Consider the following 15,903-nt stretch of genomic DNA (forward strand, 5'->3'; position numbering starts at 1 on the left):
AATGGGTGCTGGACTAGGCTGCGATCTGAACGCTCAGTCCTCACACCCGTGGCGCAAGGAACCCGGTTATGCGAAGCAGGTTGTTCGCCGTCCTGTTGGTCATTTGCGGTCTGTGCTGGTCTGCACTGTCATGGGCCGTGGACGAACCCAGGGCGGCTGATGATTTCGTCGAGCTGAAACTCGCCAACCGCAGCATCATGGTGTTCCGCGCCACGTTACTGGGCGAGGCACCGGCTTCGCGGGCGAAACGCGCCAGAACCGTTATCAGCGAAGCACTGGATGAGTCGGATGCTCCGACGGTGACTGTCGAGCCTCTTCAGGAAGACTATCTGGTGCTGCTGGGCAACCGGCGTGCATTTATCGTCGCCCCCAAGGACGTTGACGAACTCGAATACAGCTCTGTTCAGCAGGCTGCCCAAGGCGCGGCGGACAAGCTGCGACTTGTTGTGGCGGAAACCCGCGAAGCGCGCAGCTTGCACCTGATGTTGCGCTCGGCCGGTCTGGCCGCCGTCGCGACGGGCATCTACCTGGCGTTGCTGTGGAGCCTCGCCTGGTTGCGGCGCCGGCTGCTGCAGCGCTTGCCCGACCTGATGCATCGGCACACCCGCGCGCTGAAAGTGGGGCAGGTGCAGGTCATTGATGCCAACTACCTTTATCCGCTGGTGATACGCCTGTTCTGGCTGCTGCGCTGGCTGGTCATTCTGTTGCTGACGTATGAATGGCTGGGCTTTGTCCTTTCACGGTTTCCTTACACCCGACCGTGGGGTGAAAGCCTCAACAATTACCTGCTCGAAGTCGCCAGTTATTTGCTGCAAGCGATTGTCGGAGCGATCCCCGGTCTGGGTGTGGCACTGGCGATCTTTTTCATTGCCCGTGGCGCCTCGGCCTTCAGTCGCCGGGTGCTCAGGCGCATGGCGACGCCGGGCACCTTCAGCTGGCTGAATCACGAAACCTTGCAACCGACCCAGCGCCTCACTTCACTGGCGATCTGGCTGTTTGCGCTGGCGATGGCTTATCCGTATTTGCCGGGAGCCGGCACCGATGCATTCAAGGGCTTGTCGGTGCTGATCGGCCTGATGATTTCCTTGGGCGCCACCAGCGTGGTGGGGCAGGCGGCTGCCGGGCTGATCCTGACGTACACCCGCACCTTGCGCCCCGGTGAATTCGTGCGCATCGGCGAATACGAAGGCACCGTGACCGAACTGGGCATGTTCACCACCAGCATCCGCACGGGGCTGGGTGAAGTGCTGACCCTGCCCAATTCGATGATCACCGGCACCGTCACCAAAAACTATTCGCGCACCGTGCAAGGGGCGGGTTATGTGGTCGATACGGTCGTGACCATCGGCTACGACACCCCGTGGCGCCAGGTGGAAGCGATGTTGCTGGAGGCGGCCCGGCGCACGCCCGGTGTCCTGCAGGAGCCACCGGCGCAGGTGTTCCAGACCGCGCTGTCCGATTTCTACCCCGAATATCGTCTGGTGGCCCAGGCCATTCCCAGCCTGCCGCGACCGCGCGCGGAGCTGCTGAGCATGCTGCACGCGAACATTCAGGATGTGTTCAACGAGTACGGTGTGCAGATCATGTCGCCGCACTATCTGGGCGATCCCGAGCAAGAAAAACGAGTGCCCAAAGAAAACTGGTTCGCGGCTCCGGCCAAAGAACCGAAAGATAACTAGTCGGCGTTGAGCGGGAGTGCGTCAGATGCTCGAATTTTTCCTGAACGCCCTGCGCGCCGATCCTGAAATCGCCGTGTTCCTGGCCATTGCTTCCGGCGTGTTCATCGGTCGCCTGCACATCGGCAGCTTCCACCTCGGCTCTGTAGCAGGCGCATTGCTGATGGGCTTGCTGATCGGGCAGATCGGGGTGGAAGTCCCGGCGGGGTTGAAGTCGATCTTCTTCGTGCTGTTCATTTACGCCGTCGGGTTCAAGAGCGGGCCCGAGTTTTTCGGCAGCCTCAACCGAGGCACATTGAAACTGGTGGTGCTTTCCGTGGTGCTGTGCGCGACGGCATTGGGCTCGATCCTGTTGATGAACGCGATCTACGGCTTCGACGCCGGCTTCACCGCCGGGCTCGGCGCTGGCGCGCTCACCGACACCGCGATCATGGGCACCGCCACCAGCGCACTCAACCAACTGCCGATCGACAGCGCCGCCAAGGCCACGCTCAACAGCCACATGGCCATTGCGTATGCGATCACCTATCTGTTCGGCACCATTGGCCTGATTGTCTTCGTCGGCAGCATTGCGCCACGGTTGCTCGGGGTCGACCTCAAGGCCTCGGCACGGGAGTTGGAACTGGAGCTGGGGATCGAGAAAGACGAGGACGCGATCACCGTTTCCTACACACGCATTGTCGTGCGCGCCCATCAGGTGGCAGCGGTTGGCCAGGCCAGCGGACAGTCCATCGCCGATCTTGAAAAGCTGCATGACGCGCTCAGCATCGAGCGCGTGGTGAGGGGAGGAAAGATCATCGAGCGCGATGAAAGCTTCGTGCTCATGGAGGGCGATATCGTTGGCGTGTATGCGTTGCGTGAGGCGGTCGGCACGCTCAGCCACTGGATCGGCCCGGAAATCGATCATCCGCAGTCGTTGTCGTTTCCAACCCGCGAGGCGGACATCGTCCTGACCTCGAAAGAATTCGCCGGCAAGACCTTGCATGAAGTCCGGGCTCAACTGAGAAACACCCAGAGGCTGGGCTGTTTTCTCAACACCATCAGCCGGCAAGGCTACGAACTGCCGCTGCTGCCCAATACCGTCCTGCGCCGAGGCGACGTGATCCGCGTGACCGGGCGCACTGCCAGCGTCGAAGCGTTGGCGCAGCGCCTGGGGCGGATTCGCAAGCAGGGCTATAAAAGCGACATTGCGATGCACACCCTGGGCATGGTTCTGGGGGCATTGCTCGGGCTGCTGTCCACGCACATCGGCATGATTCCGGTGGAGTTGGGCATCGGCGGCGGGGTGCTGGTAGTGGCGTTGGCCATCGGTTGGTACAACTCACGCCACCCGGAAATCGGCGCGCTGCCACCGGCTGCGCAATGGGCTTTTTCCGAATTCGGCCTGACGGCCTTCGGTGCGGTCATCGGTTTGCTGGCAGGGCCCGCCGCGTTTGAGGCGATGAAGGAGCAAGGCGTGTCACTGCTGATCTCCGGCGCAGTGGTGACCATTCTGCCGCCGCTGGTGGCGTTGTATTTCGGCCGCTACATACTGCGCCTGCACCCGATGGTGCTGTTCGGCGGTCTGGCAGGCGCGCAGACCGAAGCCGCGTCGATGAACAAGATCATCGAGCAGTCCGGCAGCAATACGCCGGTGATCGGCTTCACGGTTTGTTATGCGGTGTCCAACGTGCTGTTGGCTGTTTGCGGCCCCATTATCATTTTCGTGGTGGCGGGTTAGGGGCTCGCCGATTCAGCGTTGTATCGGTGGAAGCGGCCCCACAAACATCACCTTCAGCCGGTCACGTCCGATGACACGCGCCAGCTCTGCGATCACGCAATACATGAATATCAGCGTGATGAGCAGGATTTGCACCGCCCAGAACCGGGGCCAGTTCATCGAAGACCACAGCAGGGCATTCGCATCCATGAAGCTCGGGGCTTCCTTCCAGTAGTCGTATAGCCGTTCCAGATAATGGACGATCAGCGCGACCAGGTTATACATGAGCGTTTTCCAGGTGACATTCCAGATCAGCGGCTTATCGGGAAAACGGTTGATGAAGGGCAGCATGTCCGCGACCAATACCGACTTTCCGAGTATGAGCGACGCGATCAGAACAGAGGCTGAAACCGGAAGATCGACCCCCGACCCTTTGATCATGAGCGCACGGATCAAAGCAACGATGTGCAAGATCACGAAAAAGAAGATCGTGGGTGGAAGCGCCTTCATGAACTCATGTTTGATTTTGTTTATCACCGGGCTCATATCGGCGTCCTTTGGAAGTCAGGAAATCGGTTAGCCGAGACAAAAGTGCTTCGGCATTGAAGGCTCAAAAACGCCACGTCGCGCCGCCACCGAGGATGTGCAGCGCGGCGTTTCGGTAGGTGCCGGACAGGGTTTCCCCGGAGCGGGACTTGGTCTGCTCGACGTCCATATCGCCGAGCCAGACAAGGGTGTAGGCCGCGTGGACATCCAGTCCTTCATCGATCTGGTAATTGACGCCTGTCGCCACACGCCAGGCCTCGCCCATGGGGTTGTCGACAGTCCGATCCTTGTCATCCACCGCCGAGCTGTCATACCCCAGCCCCATGCTCCAGCGCAGGCGTGGCGTCATCTGGTATTGCGCGCCCATCGAAGCGTGCCAGGTGTCCTTGTATTTTCGGTCGGCGGTGCGGGTGACGTCGGTCGCATTGGCGTCGACCTCCACGCCGATTTCGCCGAACTGGCTCCAGTCCTGCCAACCGAGACTGCCCAGCAATTTCCATTGCGGACTCAGGTCGTGGGCGACGCTGAGCAGAACGGTTTGCGGCACCGACATGTCCAGTTCCAGTGAGTCGACGTCCAGGCGCCGTAGCGCGGCATTGATGATCGGGTTGTCGACCTTGCGCACGCTCGGACTGTCCTTGAACTCCAGGTCGATCTTGCTCGTGTAGGCCAGGCCGATCTGCGTGCGTTCGCTCAAGCGATAAAGCAGGCCGAGATTGATGCCGGCGCCGACGTCGGTGTCCTTGTATTCGAGCTGGCCGTCGGGACTGTCGCGCAGCCCGAGCAGGTTGTTGTTGATTGCCGTTTCATTCCGGTAATAGGCGTACATGATGCGCGGGCCGATGCCGATCGACAGGTCATCGGTGAACTTGTGCGCCAGGGTCGGCTGAAAGGACACGCCAATGACCGCGGCCTCCTGATTGAAATATCGACCTGCCCAATCGTCGTCGTAATCCAGCGCCAGACCAAAGTTGCCATACATGCCAAAACCGATGGCCGAGCGTTCATCGATCTGGTGACTGACGAAGAAACTCGCACCAGGCAGATACTGCAAGGCATTGCCGCCTTCGTTGCCATCAAATTGATTGTTGCTGTCGCGGGAGAAGCGCATGTCACCCAGAATCAACTGCCCGTTGGCGCTGATTTGCGTGCCTTTGAGTTCGGTGAGCCCGGCGGGGTTGCTCATCAATACACTGGGATCGGTCGCCAGGGCAGCGGCCCCGGCATTGGCCAGGCCATTACCTTCCTGGCCTGCTTCATAGATAAGAATGCCGCCGGCCTGGGCATTGCTGCTCAGCAAACCCACGGCCAGGACAGAAACACTGAGTCGGCAAGCGTATCGGCTTACGGTCATGGCGCGTCCTCTGCGAAATCATCAACACATTGAATGTCTGAAAGGCGACTGCCGGTTTCTTCGAGGTTGTCTTGAAGTCAGATAAACACTAGTAGTGATTGGACGTTCCGGCAGAGAAACGACGAGTGGTAACTTTCGAGTAGCGATTTTGTGAGGTCAGTCGGGTTCTGGGGTTGTTCTTGAACGCCACGCCCGCCTGGAAAATGGGGTCTTGATCCCCGGTCCCCGGTGGCAAACCTCGGTCATCCTTCCACTTAAACGCAAACAGCCCGGGCCGACGCCCTTCGTAATTAACGAGGGTGTCGGCCCGGGCTGTTTTGCATTCCATTATCTCTTGAGTCGTGCTTTTTCCTGCAGCAGCGGGAGACTCAACAAGTCGCGCTGTAGAAGCCGCCGCGAACGGCTACTACAGCCATCGTCGCGTTACGCGACCTCGACGTGATCCAGCGCCTGATTCACCGCCAGCTCGGCAATCATCACCACCTGCGCAATACCGATCGCCGTCTTGCGATGCGACGGATCGAGCGTTGCTGCGAAATTGCTGAGCATCTCACTGGCCGCCCCAAGGTTTTCGCTGGCGTTGGCCAGCAAACATTCAGTGTTGTACTTCGGATTGGCCAGGTACATCCGCTCGGGCTCGTTCAAGGACGACATGATCCCGGCGGCGGGGAAGAGATAGTGATCCAGCGCGCGCTCGGCGGCGTCGTGGAGTTTTTTCGAGTTTGGGGATTCGTAGGGGGAGGTGGGGTCGGTTTCGGGTGGGTTGGGTGTTGGTTTGATCATGGTGAAACTCCTTGTGTCGTCATCAGGAGCCATCACCCACACGCTACCAAACGTTGGGTGGTGGCCATACGCAGGTTGGTAGACCGGGACACAAGGAGACCGGCGCGCCCGAAGACGCCCTGTGCATGGCCACCATAAAACCGGGGCGATTGACCGCCGCGATGGTGTGCTCTGCATCTTGTGTTTGTCTCGGGCTACCAAACCCCATCACTGTTTTTCAGTGACCGGGAAACGATAAGACCCGCGTCGTAGACGCACAAGCCGGCGGATTCTGGCGTAGTCGTAGGCAATGACGCAAGGCGTTGTAGCCTTGGGGAAGTTACGGCGGGTTGTTTTAAACGGAGCTGTTTAAGCGTTCAAAGCCTGGAGGAAATCTCCTTCCAGATGTAGCCATAGTTGTATTGCAGCCAGCGAACCAACGCCTTATCAAACTGCCTGCGAAACCAGCTGTTCTTCCTCGCTGCCAGCCTTTCCTCGATCATTACCCTGAGCGAGTCTGGATCAAAGCCAGTCCATACCGGAGGCACAGCAGCCACAAGGTTGGTAAAGCACACCGGCGCGACCTCTGAATAAAGGATTTCGTAGAGCACGTCAGGATCGATGCCTCTGACCTCCGCCGCTACGTAATCGTATTCGACCGGTAAATCGTTGAAAGGCCAGGAGAGTGCAGCTCTGACGTCGGTCAGTTGAGGCTCAGTCAGAATATGTCCCAAAACCAAAACTCCTTTAGATCGCCACTCAGTGGATGAGGACAAGGGACGGGGATATTTCTTGAGAGATAGTACTGGGCTTTATTGGCAGAAAGGGAATGGGGGATTTTCAGGATTTCGGAGAACGCGGGATTTATGCGAGCCATTCGAAGTGGGCGAGAGCGCTTGGCACGGAACCAAGCGCTGAGGGTAAGGCGGGACACTACGGCTCCACCCTGATGTTTCAGTTTTTGCTGGCGTTCAGCTTGCGCAGTTCTTCGTAGGTCGCCGACTGGACGAACCAGAAGCCGGAAATGATGCACCAGCATAGGGTGCCGGCCACGAAGATACCCAGCGCCGGGAGGAACCCACTGGTGAAAATCGCGACGATAGCGACCAGCCAGATGAATGCCAGGGAGAGGTAGAGGACGGTGTTGTTGACGCTGATGACGAAGTCTTTCACGGGGCGTATTCCTTGCAATATGAAAAAAGTTCCCACTCCGGGGCGCGCGCATGCTATCACATTGCCTTCATTCTTCAAGGAAGAGGGGGACTCATAGTCTGAAATAAATCAGTCTCCCTTAAGCCACAAAAGCAGAGTTGACTACATTCAGAAATAAATTCTATGCACTCAGTTGTGGTCGGCGTTGAATATGCTTCAATAAAACGGTTGTGATGGCAATAGGGCAGCAGAGTAGTGTTTTACTTAATTGATTAGGGATTAACATGGCAGAAACAGCTAATATCGCAAAAATGGCTGAAATTCTATCAAAAGGAATTTTTGGCGAATTTTTATGGAACAGGGTGGGTCCGCATGACAGAAATTGGACGTGTGAGGAAACTGAAAAACATAAAGTACCAACACATCCATCAGATGTGGTTTTTTGGTACGAAGAACCCTATTCACAAGCGCGGACTTATATAAATTGCGACTTAAAAAGTTATAAGAAAGAAACTATAACTAGCGAGAAGGTTAAAGGCGCGATAAAAAGTCTGGCAAATAGCTTGGAGTGTGCAGAGAAAAGTCAGTCTTGGCAGTCAGAATACACACATGAGCACGTTGCGCAAAATATATGCGGGCTTCTTTTTATTTACAATCATGATGGAAGATTCGATGCGGATTTTGCTAAAAGAATTGAAGGTGTTAGAAGTGAAGATCTGAATATCCCTAAAGGATCTAAACTTGTTGTGCTCAGTCCGGCTGATATATTTTGGCTTAATAACGTGAAAGATGAAATTCTTAGGATGCGAGGAGGGGAAGAATTACCCCCTCGTAGTCAATGTAAGTTTTTTTATCCTCACTTGTCAAAAAAGAAAAACGTTAAGTTGGAGAAAGCACCGGCCGCCACGCTTGAAATGTTAACTTCTTCGTGGATTATCATGCAATATTCCATGCTGCCGGATACACCAAAAAATGATTTCGTTATTTTTTATAGAAAGCGTGGGTATGAACAGGCCGAGTTTTTATATCTCATTGACTGCTTGATGCATTATCAAGTTCTGGTTAGCGGAAACAAAGTTATTATAAAAATTCTCGATCCCCATCAGTCAGCAAGCGCTAAATTCAAGTTGGCTGTTGATGAATATACAGAGCGCTGTGGCGGTGGGGAAATAGGGAGGATATTAAGTAATATAGAGTTTTCCCAGATGACAACTGTAACTCAAACATTCTCGGAAGTGGAAATAGGAATGCGTGATGAGTGATAAGAAAAATCCGCTCTACTATTGCGCTACAGATAAGGAAATCTTCGATGTCCTTAAATCAGCTAAGCAGCGACTGACAGAGCACGTTCTACTGGAGCTGACGAAAGATAAAGGGATTTTTTATTCTGCAGATGAGGATCGAGATGAACTGGCAGAGAAGATCTCACTTCTGCCTCATGATTATTATGATTTGAATGTGCTTCTCGCTAGGCGGGAGCAAAATAATAGAAGTGACAAAATAAAGAGTGAAACGCTTAATGTTAAGCTCACGCTGGAGGAAATTAAGGCGATCGCCAAAGAGTTTGAAGAGAATCCTGAAGAGGACGAGAAGGTGAAGGTGGTTCAAGATGGAAATAAATTAACTGTAAAGACCGAGTATTCGGATTTGAATTATGCCAAAAGCAGATTAATGCAGCGTATAAAGAAAGAGGCCGATGTTGAATTTGAAGTGAATGAAGATACTACTATTCTGAGGTTTCCTGCAAATAGCAAGGGTGAGTCTATAGCTAAAAAGCTGACTAATAGAATAGAGGAGAAAAGCAAGAGGGAGATACCGGTTCTTAAGATTGAACTCGTGGATGTTGCGGGGCATCTCGCAAAAACCGAATTTTTTACAAAACTAATTACCTCTCTTTCCGGATTTGTCTTAAGTAATGTGACAAACATAAGAGTTGAATCTAGCCATGAAAGTGGTGATTTAGAAGATGAAGATGATGGGGATGTTGCTGATGAAGCTAGAGATGAGATGCTGGGTGTTGTGAAAAATGCAGCGCTACGGGGAGAGAGTCTTTTAAGTTCTCGACAGTATCAGGATCTAAAGAGTGGTGGGTTTTACATAGCATCTATTGTGTGGCGGTCCGATAAAACCTCGGGTAAAAGAGAGCGTGTAGAATTTTTTGCGGGATTTGAAAAGCCTGAAACGGGCGAAGGGTTTAAATTTAGTGTCAAAGGATATTATAATTTTAATAATCTTGAATATGCAAAAAATATAAGGGCCTTCAAGGATGATGAAAGGCATGAGTATGTCGCACTAATTGAACAGGCGGCGCAGGCTGTTATCCAAGAGCTTAAATCGGAGCAGGCCCAAATAAAGGAGGGCGCTCATTATGATTAGGCTAAAATGGTATAGGTTTGTTTCAAGTCTAGATGCTGAAAGGCTATATGCGGAAATCAATAAAACAAAATTCACTCAAGGTGCCTCTGACGGGTTTCAAGTTTCAAGTTTTCGGAAGGACAAGATAGAGGCTAAATATATCGAAAGAATCGAGTATGATGAGGTCTTCGAAGATCCATTTGGAGATGTCGTTACTACTCGAAGGGTTGTCTATAAGGAAACAAAGTTTAAGATATTTTTTGATAGTGGGGTGTTGGAAGTAGTCAACCCTGGAAGAAGTTTGAGTGTTTTTATAATGAAGCTTGGCGCGATTAGTGGCTTCAGTTTTTCTATAGAGCCAATTGTTTTGGATGTAAAGAGTCTGACTGATAGTGGCGTGTTTTTGAGTTCGAATTTTCAGAATACAGCGATTAGCATATCCCAAGTAGATCTTGGGGGGGGGGCTTCTGCTAAAATTACAGCTGTTGGTGGTAAGAATTTAAAAGAGAGTGTTGAGACGTTTGTGGGGGGGAGGTCTTTTAATGTGTCGTCTTTAACATTTAAATCCACATCTAAAGATTTGGTTGCGAGTTTTGTTATAACAAGAGATGGAGGGCTAAAGGCAGTAGGAAGAGATAGTAACTTGATTGTGGATCTGGTAAGGGTGGAAGTTTTTGCTAATCAAATAAAACTCACGTGATAAGTTTTTTTGGTCAGGGTCGTATCGGTGTGCAGGAGATGTTTGTTCTTGTAAGTTCAAGAAAGGGATGGGTTTTTTATCTAAAAGAAATCCATCCCTTTCGTATATGTTAACAGGTGCTCAAGCTCAACAAATTGTCTGTCCAGACTCCATCGGCGTATGTTCGCAAATAAGGCGATCCTTGAGATGGACGGACAACTCCTACCTCAGCCCGTACTCCAAATGAGTTCTTTACATAAAACGTATCTATCTTTGCCTCTATTCGTTGCACCGCGTCTGCTGTAGTGAGATACCACGGTACTGACGCATTACCAACCCGTGTTATCCGGTCGTGAGACTTAGAGCCGGACAGTGTGATGCAGGTGATTTGACAGTCTCCCAATTTCTTTCTCCTTTATACGTGTGGCTTTCAAAAAATACTCATTGTCATATCAATGTAGCGGAGATTTCTTGTGTGCTACGAATTTTTTTAATATTAGAAAAGGGGGGCAGATTTATTTCTTTTTTGAAGAGTATGAAAAGATCAAATGTTTCTTGATTGATATTCGTGCTCAGGAGAGAAGGATGGAAAACAGGGGGCGGACTCACCTACTTTTCCGAGCGGTACTTAAAAATCAATCCGTATTTTTACTAATTTTTTTGATCTGATCGTTAATTATGAAGCTAGGCCGGATTGAATAAATAGCTTGCAGAGGTTCGTTGGCAGAATTGCACCGCCATCCATTCCGCCATTGTTTTTGCCCAAACCAGCATTCACGAACGCCAGCAATATGAACTCATCCATTTTTATCGACTCTTCAATAGTTATTTTAGAAAACTTCTCCAATTTGTCTATGTAAAAGTGTGGAACGCGCTCAAGTGCAAATAGAATGCGTTGAAGCTCTTCAAATGAAATGTCTCCTTTTGCGAACGCGGCAAAACATTTAGCAGCTAATTCGGGCTTTTTCTCACTTTCCATTCTGTCTAGAATTTCAATCACAGAAGCGCCAACTCTTCCAGAGAATTTCCCATCCTCATTCAAATTTTCCACCATCACAATTCGTTCTTTCTTTGATGTTTCAGATAGTTGGTGAAGAAAGCGGAGTAGTTTGGCGGTCAGAATTTGATCCCTGAAGGTGCCAGCCGCGCTAAATATGCTTACTAGGGTGTTTACAAGCGGAATATCTTTCAAAATTCCAGATTCAAGTGCGGCATCAACTCCCAGTTCCATAAGGTCTTTTCCTACGCTGGCTATTGAGTCGGATTTCAAAACGTTCACTACGGCGGAGCCGCGCTGAGTATCTTTTTTATTCATTTTGTATTCCATATTGAATGCTGCGTGGATGTGTTTATAAAGTAACGGGGGCTTTTTATAAAAGGCTAAGTCCTGTGAGTGTTTCTTCAAGCGATCCTAAGTGGATGGCGGAAAAGCGAGTTTCTATGATTAGCTGACTTTTGGTTTTTCTTTCAGAGCTGTCTGAATGAGTACTGGTGTGGCTAGCCCCAAGTGAATAGCCATAAGAGCGTTCAATTTGATCCCGATGTAGGAGTAAAGTGCGGCTGTGCATCCTCCCAGAAAGATCATGGCGAAAGTGATGAGCCAGTAAAAGTATGATTTAACCCAGCTTGGCTTATCGTTCAGCCAGCTGTGGCGAATGTTGTATAGTGCGTATACTTCTGGAAGTAGCCCCCCAGCCAGGCCGAATAAGAAAGTCTCAAGTGTCGTCATCGGAATTCTCGTACTTGTCTTTACTCATCTTTTTTACTGCCCACCAAACATCGGCTAACGCCGATTTTTGTCTTTTTAAGGCGTAAAGGCTTTCTCCCGTTTTGGTCTTCATTATAGATGACCTTATTTCGCTCTCTGATTCTTGAAGAACTGCGGTTACTACGGATTCTGGTAATTTCGTTTCGGTCGAAATTCCATGGATTGTTCGATAGTCCCATTTTTTATTTTTCATGGCATCAAAGACAAGATCTTTCGGCGTTTTTTTATTTTTGTACTTTTTTGGTGAGTTCATTATTGAACTCCTCTGAAGAATGTTTAAAGTTGCGTAAAATTTATAGCTGAAAATGTGCGAACGCCCCTTGTTTCTATGTGGGGTTTGATTTTGTAGCAACGCGACCGTAGCCAGTTGTTTCTAACTAACATGGTGAAATTATTCCTCTACTACAATGCACGAATTGAGCGAAAGGCTAGCTATGAACGGTCTAAGTTAAGCCTTAACCCACCGCCCCCGACCCCAACCACTCAACCAATCCACCCCCCACACCAAAATCAGCATAGCCAAAATCACCGTCCCCGCCTGCGCCTCCTGAAACAAACTCAAGCTCACATACAACATCTGCCCCAGCCCCCCAGCCCCGACAAAACCCAGCACGCTGGCCATCCGAATATTGTTCTCCCACCGATACAAACAATACGCCAGCAACTGCGGCGCCAGGTTCGGCAGCGTGCCGTAGCAGAACGCCAAAACCGGATTCCCCCCCTGTAACCGAATCGCATCCGCCGGTTCCGGTGGCGTGTTCTCCAGCGCCTCAGCAAACAACCGCCCCAACACGCCCGTGGTGTGCAGGGCGAGCGCAAGTGTCCCGGCATTCGGCCCAAGCCCAGCCGCAAGCACCATCAACGCAGCCCACACCAGTTCGGGAATGGCGCGCAGGGCATTGAGCAGCAGGCGGGCAGGACTTTGAAACAGCCAGCCAAACCGGCCAGCAGCAGGGAGCGCCAGTAACAGCCCCAGCACGGCGGCGAGCAGGGTGCCAAGCGCAGACATGGCCAACGTTTCCATCGACCCGCGCAGGATGGCAGCCAAGTAGTCAGCGCTGAGATCGGGGCTGAGAAAGCGAGCCACATACCGGCCCATCTGTTTCAGGCTGGTAGCGCTGCCGAGTTCTTCAAGGTCGAGACCCAGGTAGATGAACGAGGCAATGACGGCCGCAACAATGGCAAGAATCAGCAACGGATTGATCAGGCGTTTCATGCCAGCCTCCAGCGCAGCAGGCGGCTGAGTTGGTCGGCGCCGAGGACGAGCAGGAGGAAGGTGAGGAGCATGCTGGCGACTTCGCCGCCGGCGAACATGCGGATCGACAGGTCGATCTGCTGGCCGAGGCCGCCGGCGCCGACGAAGCCCATGACCACCGAGGCGCGGATGGCGCATTCCCAGCGGTAGACGGTGTAGGAGAGCAGTTCCGCCGCGACGTTGGGCAGTACGCCGTAGGCGAAACTGGCGAGGCGTCCGCTGCCGGCCTGGAGCAGGGCGTGGGCCGGGCGTTGGTCGGTGGATTCGTAGATTTCGGCGTAGACCTTGCCGAGCATGCCGCTGTAGGTGATCGCGATGGCCAGCACGCCCGCCGCCGGGCCGAGGCCGACGGCGCGCACGAACAGCAGCGCCCAGACGATTTCCGGCACGCTGCGCAGGAAGATCAGCAGCCCGCGCACCGGCCAGCGCAGCAGTCGGCCCAACAGGCTCGGGCGGCCGCCGCGGGAGGCGGCGGTCAGCGACAGGGCGCGGCTGGCGAGCAGGCTGGCCGGCACTGCCAACAGCAGCGCCAGGGCCATGCCGGCGGTGGCGATGGCCAGGGTTTGCAGGGTGGCTTTGAGGAGTAGTTGAAGAAACTCGCGATCATGCTCCGGTGGCCAGAACATCGACACGAAGCGGCCCATTTCACTCTGGCTGTCGGCGTGAAACAGCACGCCCAGATCCAGTTCGCTGAGCTGAATCCCCGGCCAGAGCAAGGCAATCGCCAGCCCGGTCAGCAGCAACCGTGGCAGTGCGGCGGGGTCGCGGGTGTCGGCGCTCAGCATCGGGGAATCTGCACAACCAGCGGCGCGACGGCGGGCGCCGGGGATTGCAGTTGTTCGTTGGCGTAGAGGGTGTCGAGCATCTCGCGGCTGACTTGCGCGGACGGGCAGTCGAACAGGATCTGCCCCTCGCGCAGACCGACGATGCGCGGGAAGTGCGACAGCGCCAGTTCCACCGCGTGCAGGCTCGCCACCAGCGTGACGTTGTGCTCCCGGGCATGGCGCGACAGGATCGACAGTGTGTGCCCGGCCAGCACCGGGTCCATCGCCGAGACCGGTTCGTCGGCCAGCAACACTTCCGGCGCCTGATACAGCACGCGGGCGATGCCGACGCGCTGCAATTGCCCGCCGGACAGTTGCTGGCATTGGCTGAAGAGTTTGTCCGCCAGATCCAGTCGTGCCAGTGCGGCGCGGGCGCCGGGCACGTCGAGCGGATGCAGCAGATTGATCAGGCTTTTGCCCAGGCTCCACTGGCCAAGTTTGCCGGCCAGCACCGCTGTCACCACCCGTTGCCGGGGCGGCAGGGGCGGCGCCTGATGCACCAGGCCGATGCGGGCGCGCAGGCGTTGCCGTTGGCGGGCGGACAAATGCCAGGCGCGCTCGCCCAGCACTTCGATGTCGCCGCTGCTGGGTCGAATGGCGGTTGCCAGCAAGTTCAGCAGGCTAGACTTGCCGGCGCCGGACGGGCCGATGATCGCCACCTGCTCGCCGGCCTCGATCTGCAAATCCACGCCGCGCAAGGCTTCCACACCATTGGTGTGGTGCAGAAAACCCTGTTTGAGGCGCAGCGTCATTTCAGCAAGTCGGCGGCGCGGGCGGCTTCCTCGATGCCTTTGTAATTGTCCGGGCTGGTTTCGATGAAGCGGCTGGCGGCTTGCAGGTCGAGGATTTTCTTGTGCTCAGGGTTGGCCGGGTCGAGGTCGAGGAAGGCTTTTTTGATCTTCGCCGCCAGCGCCGGGTCGAGGGTGCCGCGCACGGTCCAGTTGTAATCGAAGTAGGCCGGGGTGGTGGCGAAGACTTTGACCTTGTTGGTGTCGACCTTGCCGGCGTCCACCAGTTTTTGCCAGACGCTGGCGTTCAGCACACCGGCGTCGACCTTGCCGGCCTGCACCCAGGCGACGGTGGCGTCGTGGGCGCCGGAGTAGCCGACGCGGCTGAAATAGCTTTCCGGTTTGATGCCGTCCTTGAGCATGAAATAGCGCGGCATCAGGCTGCCGGAGGTGGACGACACGGAGCCGAAAGCGAAAGTCTTGCCCTTGAGATCGGCGAGGCTTTTGACGTTCGGGTCGGCGGTGATGAATTTGCTGGTGAACTGGGCGTCTTGCTCACGCTGCACCAGTGGAATGACCTTCGGATCACTTTTCAACTGCGCCTGGACGAAGGTGAAGCCACCGAGCCAGGCCAGATCGAGACGGTTGGTGGCCAACGCTTCGACCACCGCCGGGTAGTCGGCCACCGGCACAAACTCGACTTTCATGTTCAGTTGCTTCTCCAGATAAGACCCCAGTGGCTCGAACTTGCGCAGCAGCTCGGTCGGGGCTTCATCGGGAATCGCGCTGACCTTCAACACCTCCGCGGCTTGCGCCAGCACGGCGGACAGGGACAGGGCCAAACCAGCGGTCAGTGCCAGGGTTCGCTTGAGCATGGAATTCTCCGTTTCGTGGGCATCAAGATCAGTGCGCCGACGATGGGCAATCATCGTCGGGTGCAGAGTCAGGTTAGACGAAACGGCGCGTCTTGCCGGTAGGAATGAAGGTGTCTGGACCGACGTCTTCGCGGGCAAGCCCGCTCCCACAAGGACGGCGCAAACCCTGTGGGAGCGGGCTTGCCCGCGAAGACGTCAGCATGAACAAACCCGTTCCCGGGCGGATCCGA

The 15,903-nt window shown here is 54.3% G+C and carries 17 protein-coding genes; 5 read left to right on the forward strand and 12 right to left on the reverse strand.

From position 1 onward, the window contains the following. The first annotated feature begins 68 nt into the window (after nucleotides 1-68). Together AC1Q9F_RS01340 and aspT are read left to right on the forward strand one after the other, a co-directional pair. Nucleotides 69-1,679, forward strand: a complete 1,611-nt coding sequence (locus tag AC1Q9F_RS01340; RefSeq protein ID WP_492619228.1) for a mechanosensitive ion channel family protein — start codon at nucleotides 69-71, stop codon at nucleotides 1,677-1,679. Between the two features lie 25 nt (nucleotides 1,680-1,704). After that, complete coding sequence (gene aspT / locus AC1Q9F_RS01345; RefSeq protein ID WP_492619227.1) at nucleotides 1,705-3,396, forward strand: aspartate-alanine antiporter; 1,692 nt, start codon at nucleotides 1,705-1,707, stop codon at nucleotides 3,394-3,396. Nucleotides 3,397-3,408: 12 nt separating this feature from the next. On the opposite strand, the gene AC1Q9F_RS01350 is transcribed toward aspT, so the two are convergent. The 5 genes from AC1Q9F_RS01350 to AC1Q9F_RS01370 all read right to left on the reverse strand — a co-directional run bounded on the left by AC1Q9F_RS01350 (nucleotide 3,409) and on the right by AC1Q9F_RS01370 (nucleotide 7,210). After that, the gene (locus tag AC1Q9F_RS01350; RefSeq protein WP_115077647.1) at nucleotides 3,409-3,921 is read right to left on the reverse strand and encodes a hypothetical protein; all 513 of its coding nucleotides are present in this window, start codon (nucleotides 3,919-3,921) and stop codon (nucleotides 3,409-3,411) included. A gap of 64 nt (nucleotides 3,922-3,985) precedes the next feature. Further along, nucleotides 3,986-5,275: an OmpP1/FadL family transporter gene (locus AC1Q9F_RS01355; protein WP_492619226.1), complete on the reverse strand. Its 1,290-nt coding sequence runs from the start codon at nucleotides 5,273-5,275 to the stop codon at nucleotides 3,986-3,988. A 423-nt stretch (nucleotides 5,276-5,698) separates the two neighbouring features. Then, nucleotides 5,699-6,058: a DUF6124 family protein gene (locus AC1Q9F_RS01360; RefSeq protein WP_085690572.1), complete on the reverse strand. Its 360-nt coding sequence runs from the start codon at nucleotides 6,056-6,058 to the stop codon at nucleotides 5,699-5,701. Between the two features lie 356 nt (nucleotides 6,059-6,414). Further along, on the reverse strand, nucleotides 6,415-6,771 hold the full coding sequence (locus AC1Q9F_RS01365; protein WP_492619225.1) for a DUF7079 family protein: 357 nt from the start codon (nucleotides 6,769-6,771) through the stop codon (nucleotides 6,415-6,417). A 220-nt stretch (nucleotides 6,772-6,991) separates the two neighbouring features. Next, on the reverse strand, nucleotides 6,992-7,210 hold the full coding sequence (locus tag AC1Q9F_RS01370; RefSeq protein ID WP_011333849.1) for a hypothetical protein: 219 nt from the start codon (nucleotides 7,208-7,210) through the stop codon (nucleotides 6,992-6,994). Nucleotides 7,211-7,473: 263 nt separating this feature from the next. Here AC1Q9F_RS01370 and AC1Q9F_RS01375 point away from each other — a divergent pair, with 263 nt between their 5' ends. Genes AC1Q9F_RS01375 through AC1Q9F_RS01385 form a run of 3 tightly spaced genes read left to right on the forward strand, consistent with a single transcriptional unit; the run spans nucleotide 7,474 to nucleotide 10,244 of the window. Beyond that, nucleotides 7,474-8,451: a PD-(D/E)XK nuclease domain-containing protein gene (locus AC1Q9F_RS01375; protein ID WP_492619224.1), complete on the forward strand. Its 978-nt coding sequence runs from the start codon at nucleotides 7,474-7,476 to the stop codon at nucleotides 8,449-8,451. Next, nucleotides 8,444-9,565, forward strand: coding sequence for a hypothetical protein (locus AC1Q9F_RS01380; protein ID WP_492619223.1), 1,122 nt, complete (start codon nucleotides 8,444-8,446; stop codon nucleotides 9,563-9,565). The genes AC1Q9F_RS01375 and AC1Q9F_RS01380 overlap by 8 nt, the downstream gene beginning before the upstream one ends. Continuing rightward, nucleotides 9,558-10,244: a hypothetical protein gene (locus AC1Q9F_RS01385; RefSeq protein ID WP_492619222.1), complete on the forward strand. Its 687-nt coding sequence runs from the start codon at nucleotides 9,558-9,560 to the stop codon at nucleotides 10,242-10,244. The genes AC1Q9F_RS01380 and AC1Q9F_RS01385 overlap by 8 nt, the downstream gene beginning before the upstream one ends. A gap of 109 nt (nucleotides 10,245-10,353) precedes the next feature. On the opposite strand, the gene AC1Q9F_RS01390 is transcribed toward AC1Q9F_RS01385, so the two are convergent. The 7 genes from AC1Q9F_RS01390 to AC1Q9F_RS01420 all read right to left on the reverse strand — a co-directional run bounded on the left by AC1Q9F_RS01390 (nucleotide 10,354) and on the right by AC1Q9F_RS01420 (nucleotide 15,673). Then, entirely contained in the window at nucleotides 10,354-10,626 is a 273-nt protein-coding gene (locus tag AC1Q9F_RS01390) for a DUF3892 domain-containing protein (RefSeq protein WP_492619221.1), read from the reverse strand. Nucleotides 10,627-10,899: 273 nt separating this feature from the next. After that, nucleotides 10,900-11,538 (reverse strand): hypothetical protein, encoded by a 639-nt coding sequence (locus AC1Q9F_RS01395; protein ID WP_492619220.1) that lies wholly within the window; start codon nucleotides 11,536-11,538, stop codon nucleotides 10,900-10,902. Nucleotides 11,539-11,938: 400 nt separating this feature from the next. Beyond that, a complete protein-coding gene (locus AC1Q9F_RS01400; RefSeq protein ID WP_492619219.1) occupies nucleotides 11,939-12,244 on the reverse strand; it encodes a hypothetical protein in 306 nt (101 codons plus the stop codon). Between the two features lie 195 nt (nucleotides 12,245-12,439). After that, the gene (phnE, locus tag AC1Q9F_RS01405; RefSeq protein WP_492619218.1) at nucleotides 12,440-13,207 is read right to left on the reverse strand and encodes a phosphonate ABC transporter, permease protein PhnE; all 768 of its coding nucleotides are present in this window, start codon (nucleotides 13,205-13,207) and stop codon (nucleotides 12,440-12,442) included. Further along, nucleotides 13,204-14,031 (reverse strand): PhnE/PtxC family ABC transporter permease, encoded by an 828-nt coding sequence (locus AC1Q9F_RS01410; RefSeq protein WP_492619217.1) that lies wholly within the window; start codon nucleotides 14,029-14,031, stop codon nucleotides 13,204-13,206. The genes phnE and AC1Q9F_RS01410 overlap by 4 nt, the downstream gene beginning before the upstream one ends. Beyond that, entirely contained in the window at nucleotides 14,025-14,822 is a 798-nt protein-coding gene (locus AC1Q9F_RS01415) for a phosphonate ABC transporter ATP-binding protein (protein ID WP_492619216.1), read from the reverse strand. Before AC1Q9F_RS01415 ends, AC1Q9F_RS01410 begins: the two co-directional genes overlap by 7 nt. Beyond that, nucleotides 14,819-15,673, reverse strand: a complete 855-nt coding sequence (locus AC1Q9F_RS01420; protein ID WP_102718319.1) for a putative selenate ABC transporter substrate-binding protein — start codon at nucleotides 15,671-15,673, stop codon at nucleotides 14,819-14,821. Before AC1Q9F_RS01420 ends, AC1Q9F_RS01415 begins: the two co-directional genes overlap by 4 nt. Nucleotides 15,674-15,903 lie beyond the last annotated feature (230 nt).

It is taken from the genome of Pseudomonas sp. GW823-FHT04A03 (assembly GCF_058796615.1).

Coding starts and splice junctions, on each gene's coding strand:
- AC1Q9F_RS01340 (WP_492619228.1), top strand. CDS start 69: ATGCGAAGCAGGTTGTTCGCCGTCCTGTTGGTCATTTGCGGTCTGTGC.
- aspT (WP_492619227.1), top strand. CDS start 1,705: ATGCTCGAATTTTTCCTGAACGCCCTGCGCGCCGATCCTGAAATCGCC.
- AC1Q9F_RS01350 (WP_115077647.1), bottom strand. CDS start 3,921: ATGAGCCCGGTGATAAACAAAATCAAACATGAGTTCATGAAGGCGCTT.
- AC1Q9F_RS01355 (WP_492619226.1), bottom strand. CDS start 5,275: ATGACCGTAAGCCGATACGCTTGCCGACTCAGTGTTTCTGTCCTGGCC.
- AC1Q9F_RS01360 (WP_085690572.1), bottom strand. CDS start 6,058: ATGATCAAACCAACACCCAACCCACCCGAAACCGACCCCACCTCCCCC.
- AC1Q9F_RS01375 (WP_492619224.1), top strand. CDS start 7,474: ATGGCAGAAACAGCTAATATCGCAAAAATGGCTGAAATTCTATCAAAA.
- AC1Q9F_RS01380 (WP_492619223.1), top strand. CDS start 8,444: ATGAGTGATAAGAAAAATCCGCTCTACTATTGCGCTACAGATAAGGAA.
- AC1Q9F_RS01385 (WP_492619222.1), top strand. CDS start 9,558: ATGATTAGGCTAAAATGGTATAGGTTTGTTTCAAGTCTAGATGCTGAA.
- AC1Q9F_RS01395 (WP_492619220.1), bottom strand. CDS start 11,538: ATGAATAAAAAAGATACTCAGCGCGGCTCCGCCGTAGTGAACGTTTTG.
- AC1Q9F_RS01400 (WP_492619219.1), bottom strand. CDS start 12,244: ATGAACTCACCAAAAAAGTACAAAAATAAAAAAACGCCGAAAGATCTT.
- phnE (WP_492619218.1), bottom strand. CDS start 13,207: ATGAAACGCCTGATCAATCCGTTGCTGATTCTTGCCATTGTTGCGGCC.
- AC1Q9F_RS01410 (WP_492619217.1), bottom strand. CDS start 14,031: ATGCTGAGCGCCGACACCCGCGACCCCGCCGCACTGCCACGGTTGCTG.
- AC1Q9F_RS01415 (WP_492619216.1), bottom strand. CDS start 14,822: ATGACGCTGCGCCTCAAACAGGGTTTTCTGCACCACACCAATGGTGTG.
- AC1Q9F_RS01420 (WP_102718319.1), bottom strand. CDS start 15,673: ATGCTCAAGCGAACCCTGGCACTGACCGCTGGTTTGGCCCTGTCCCTG.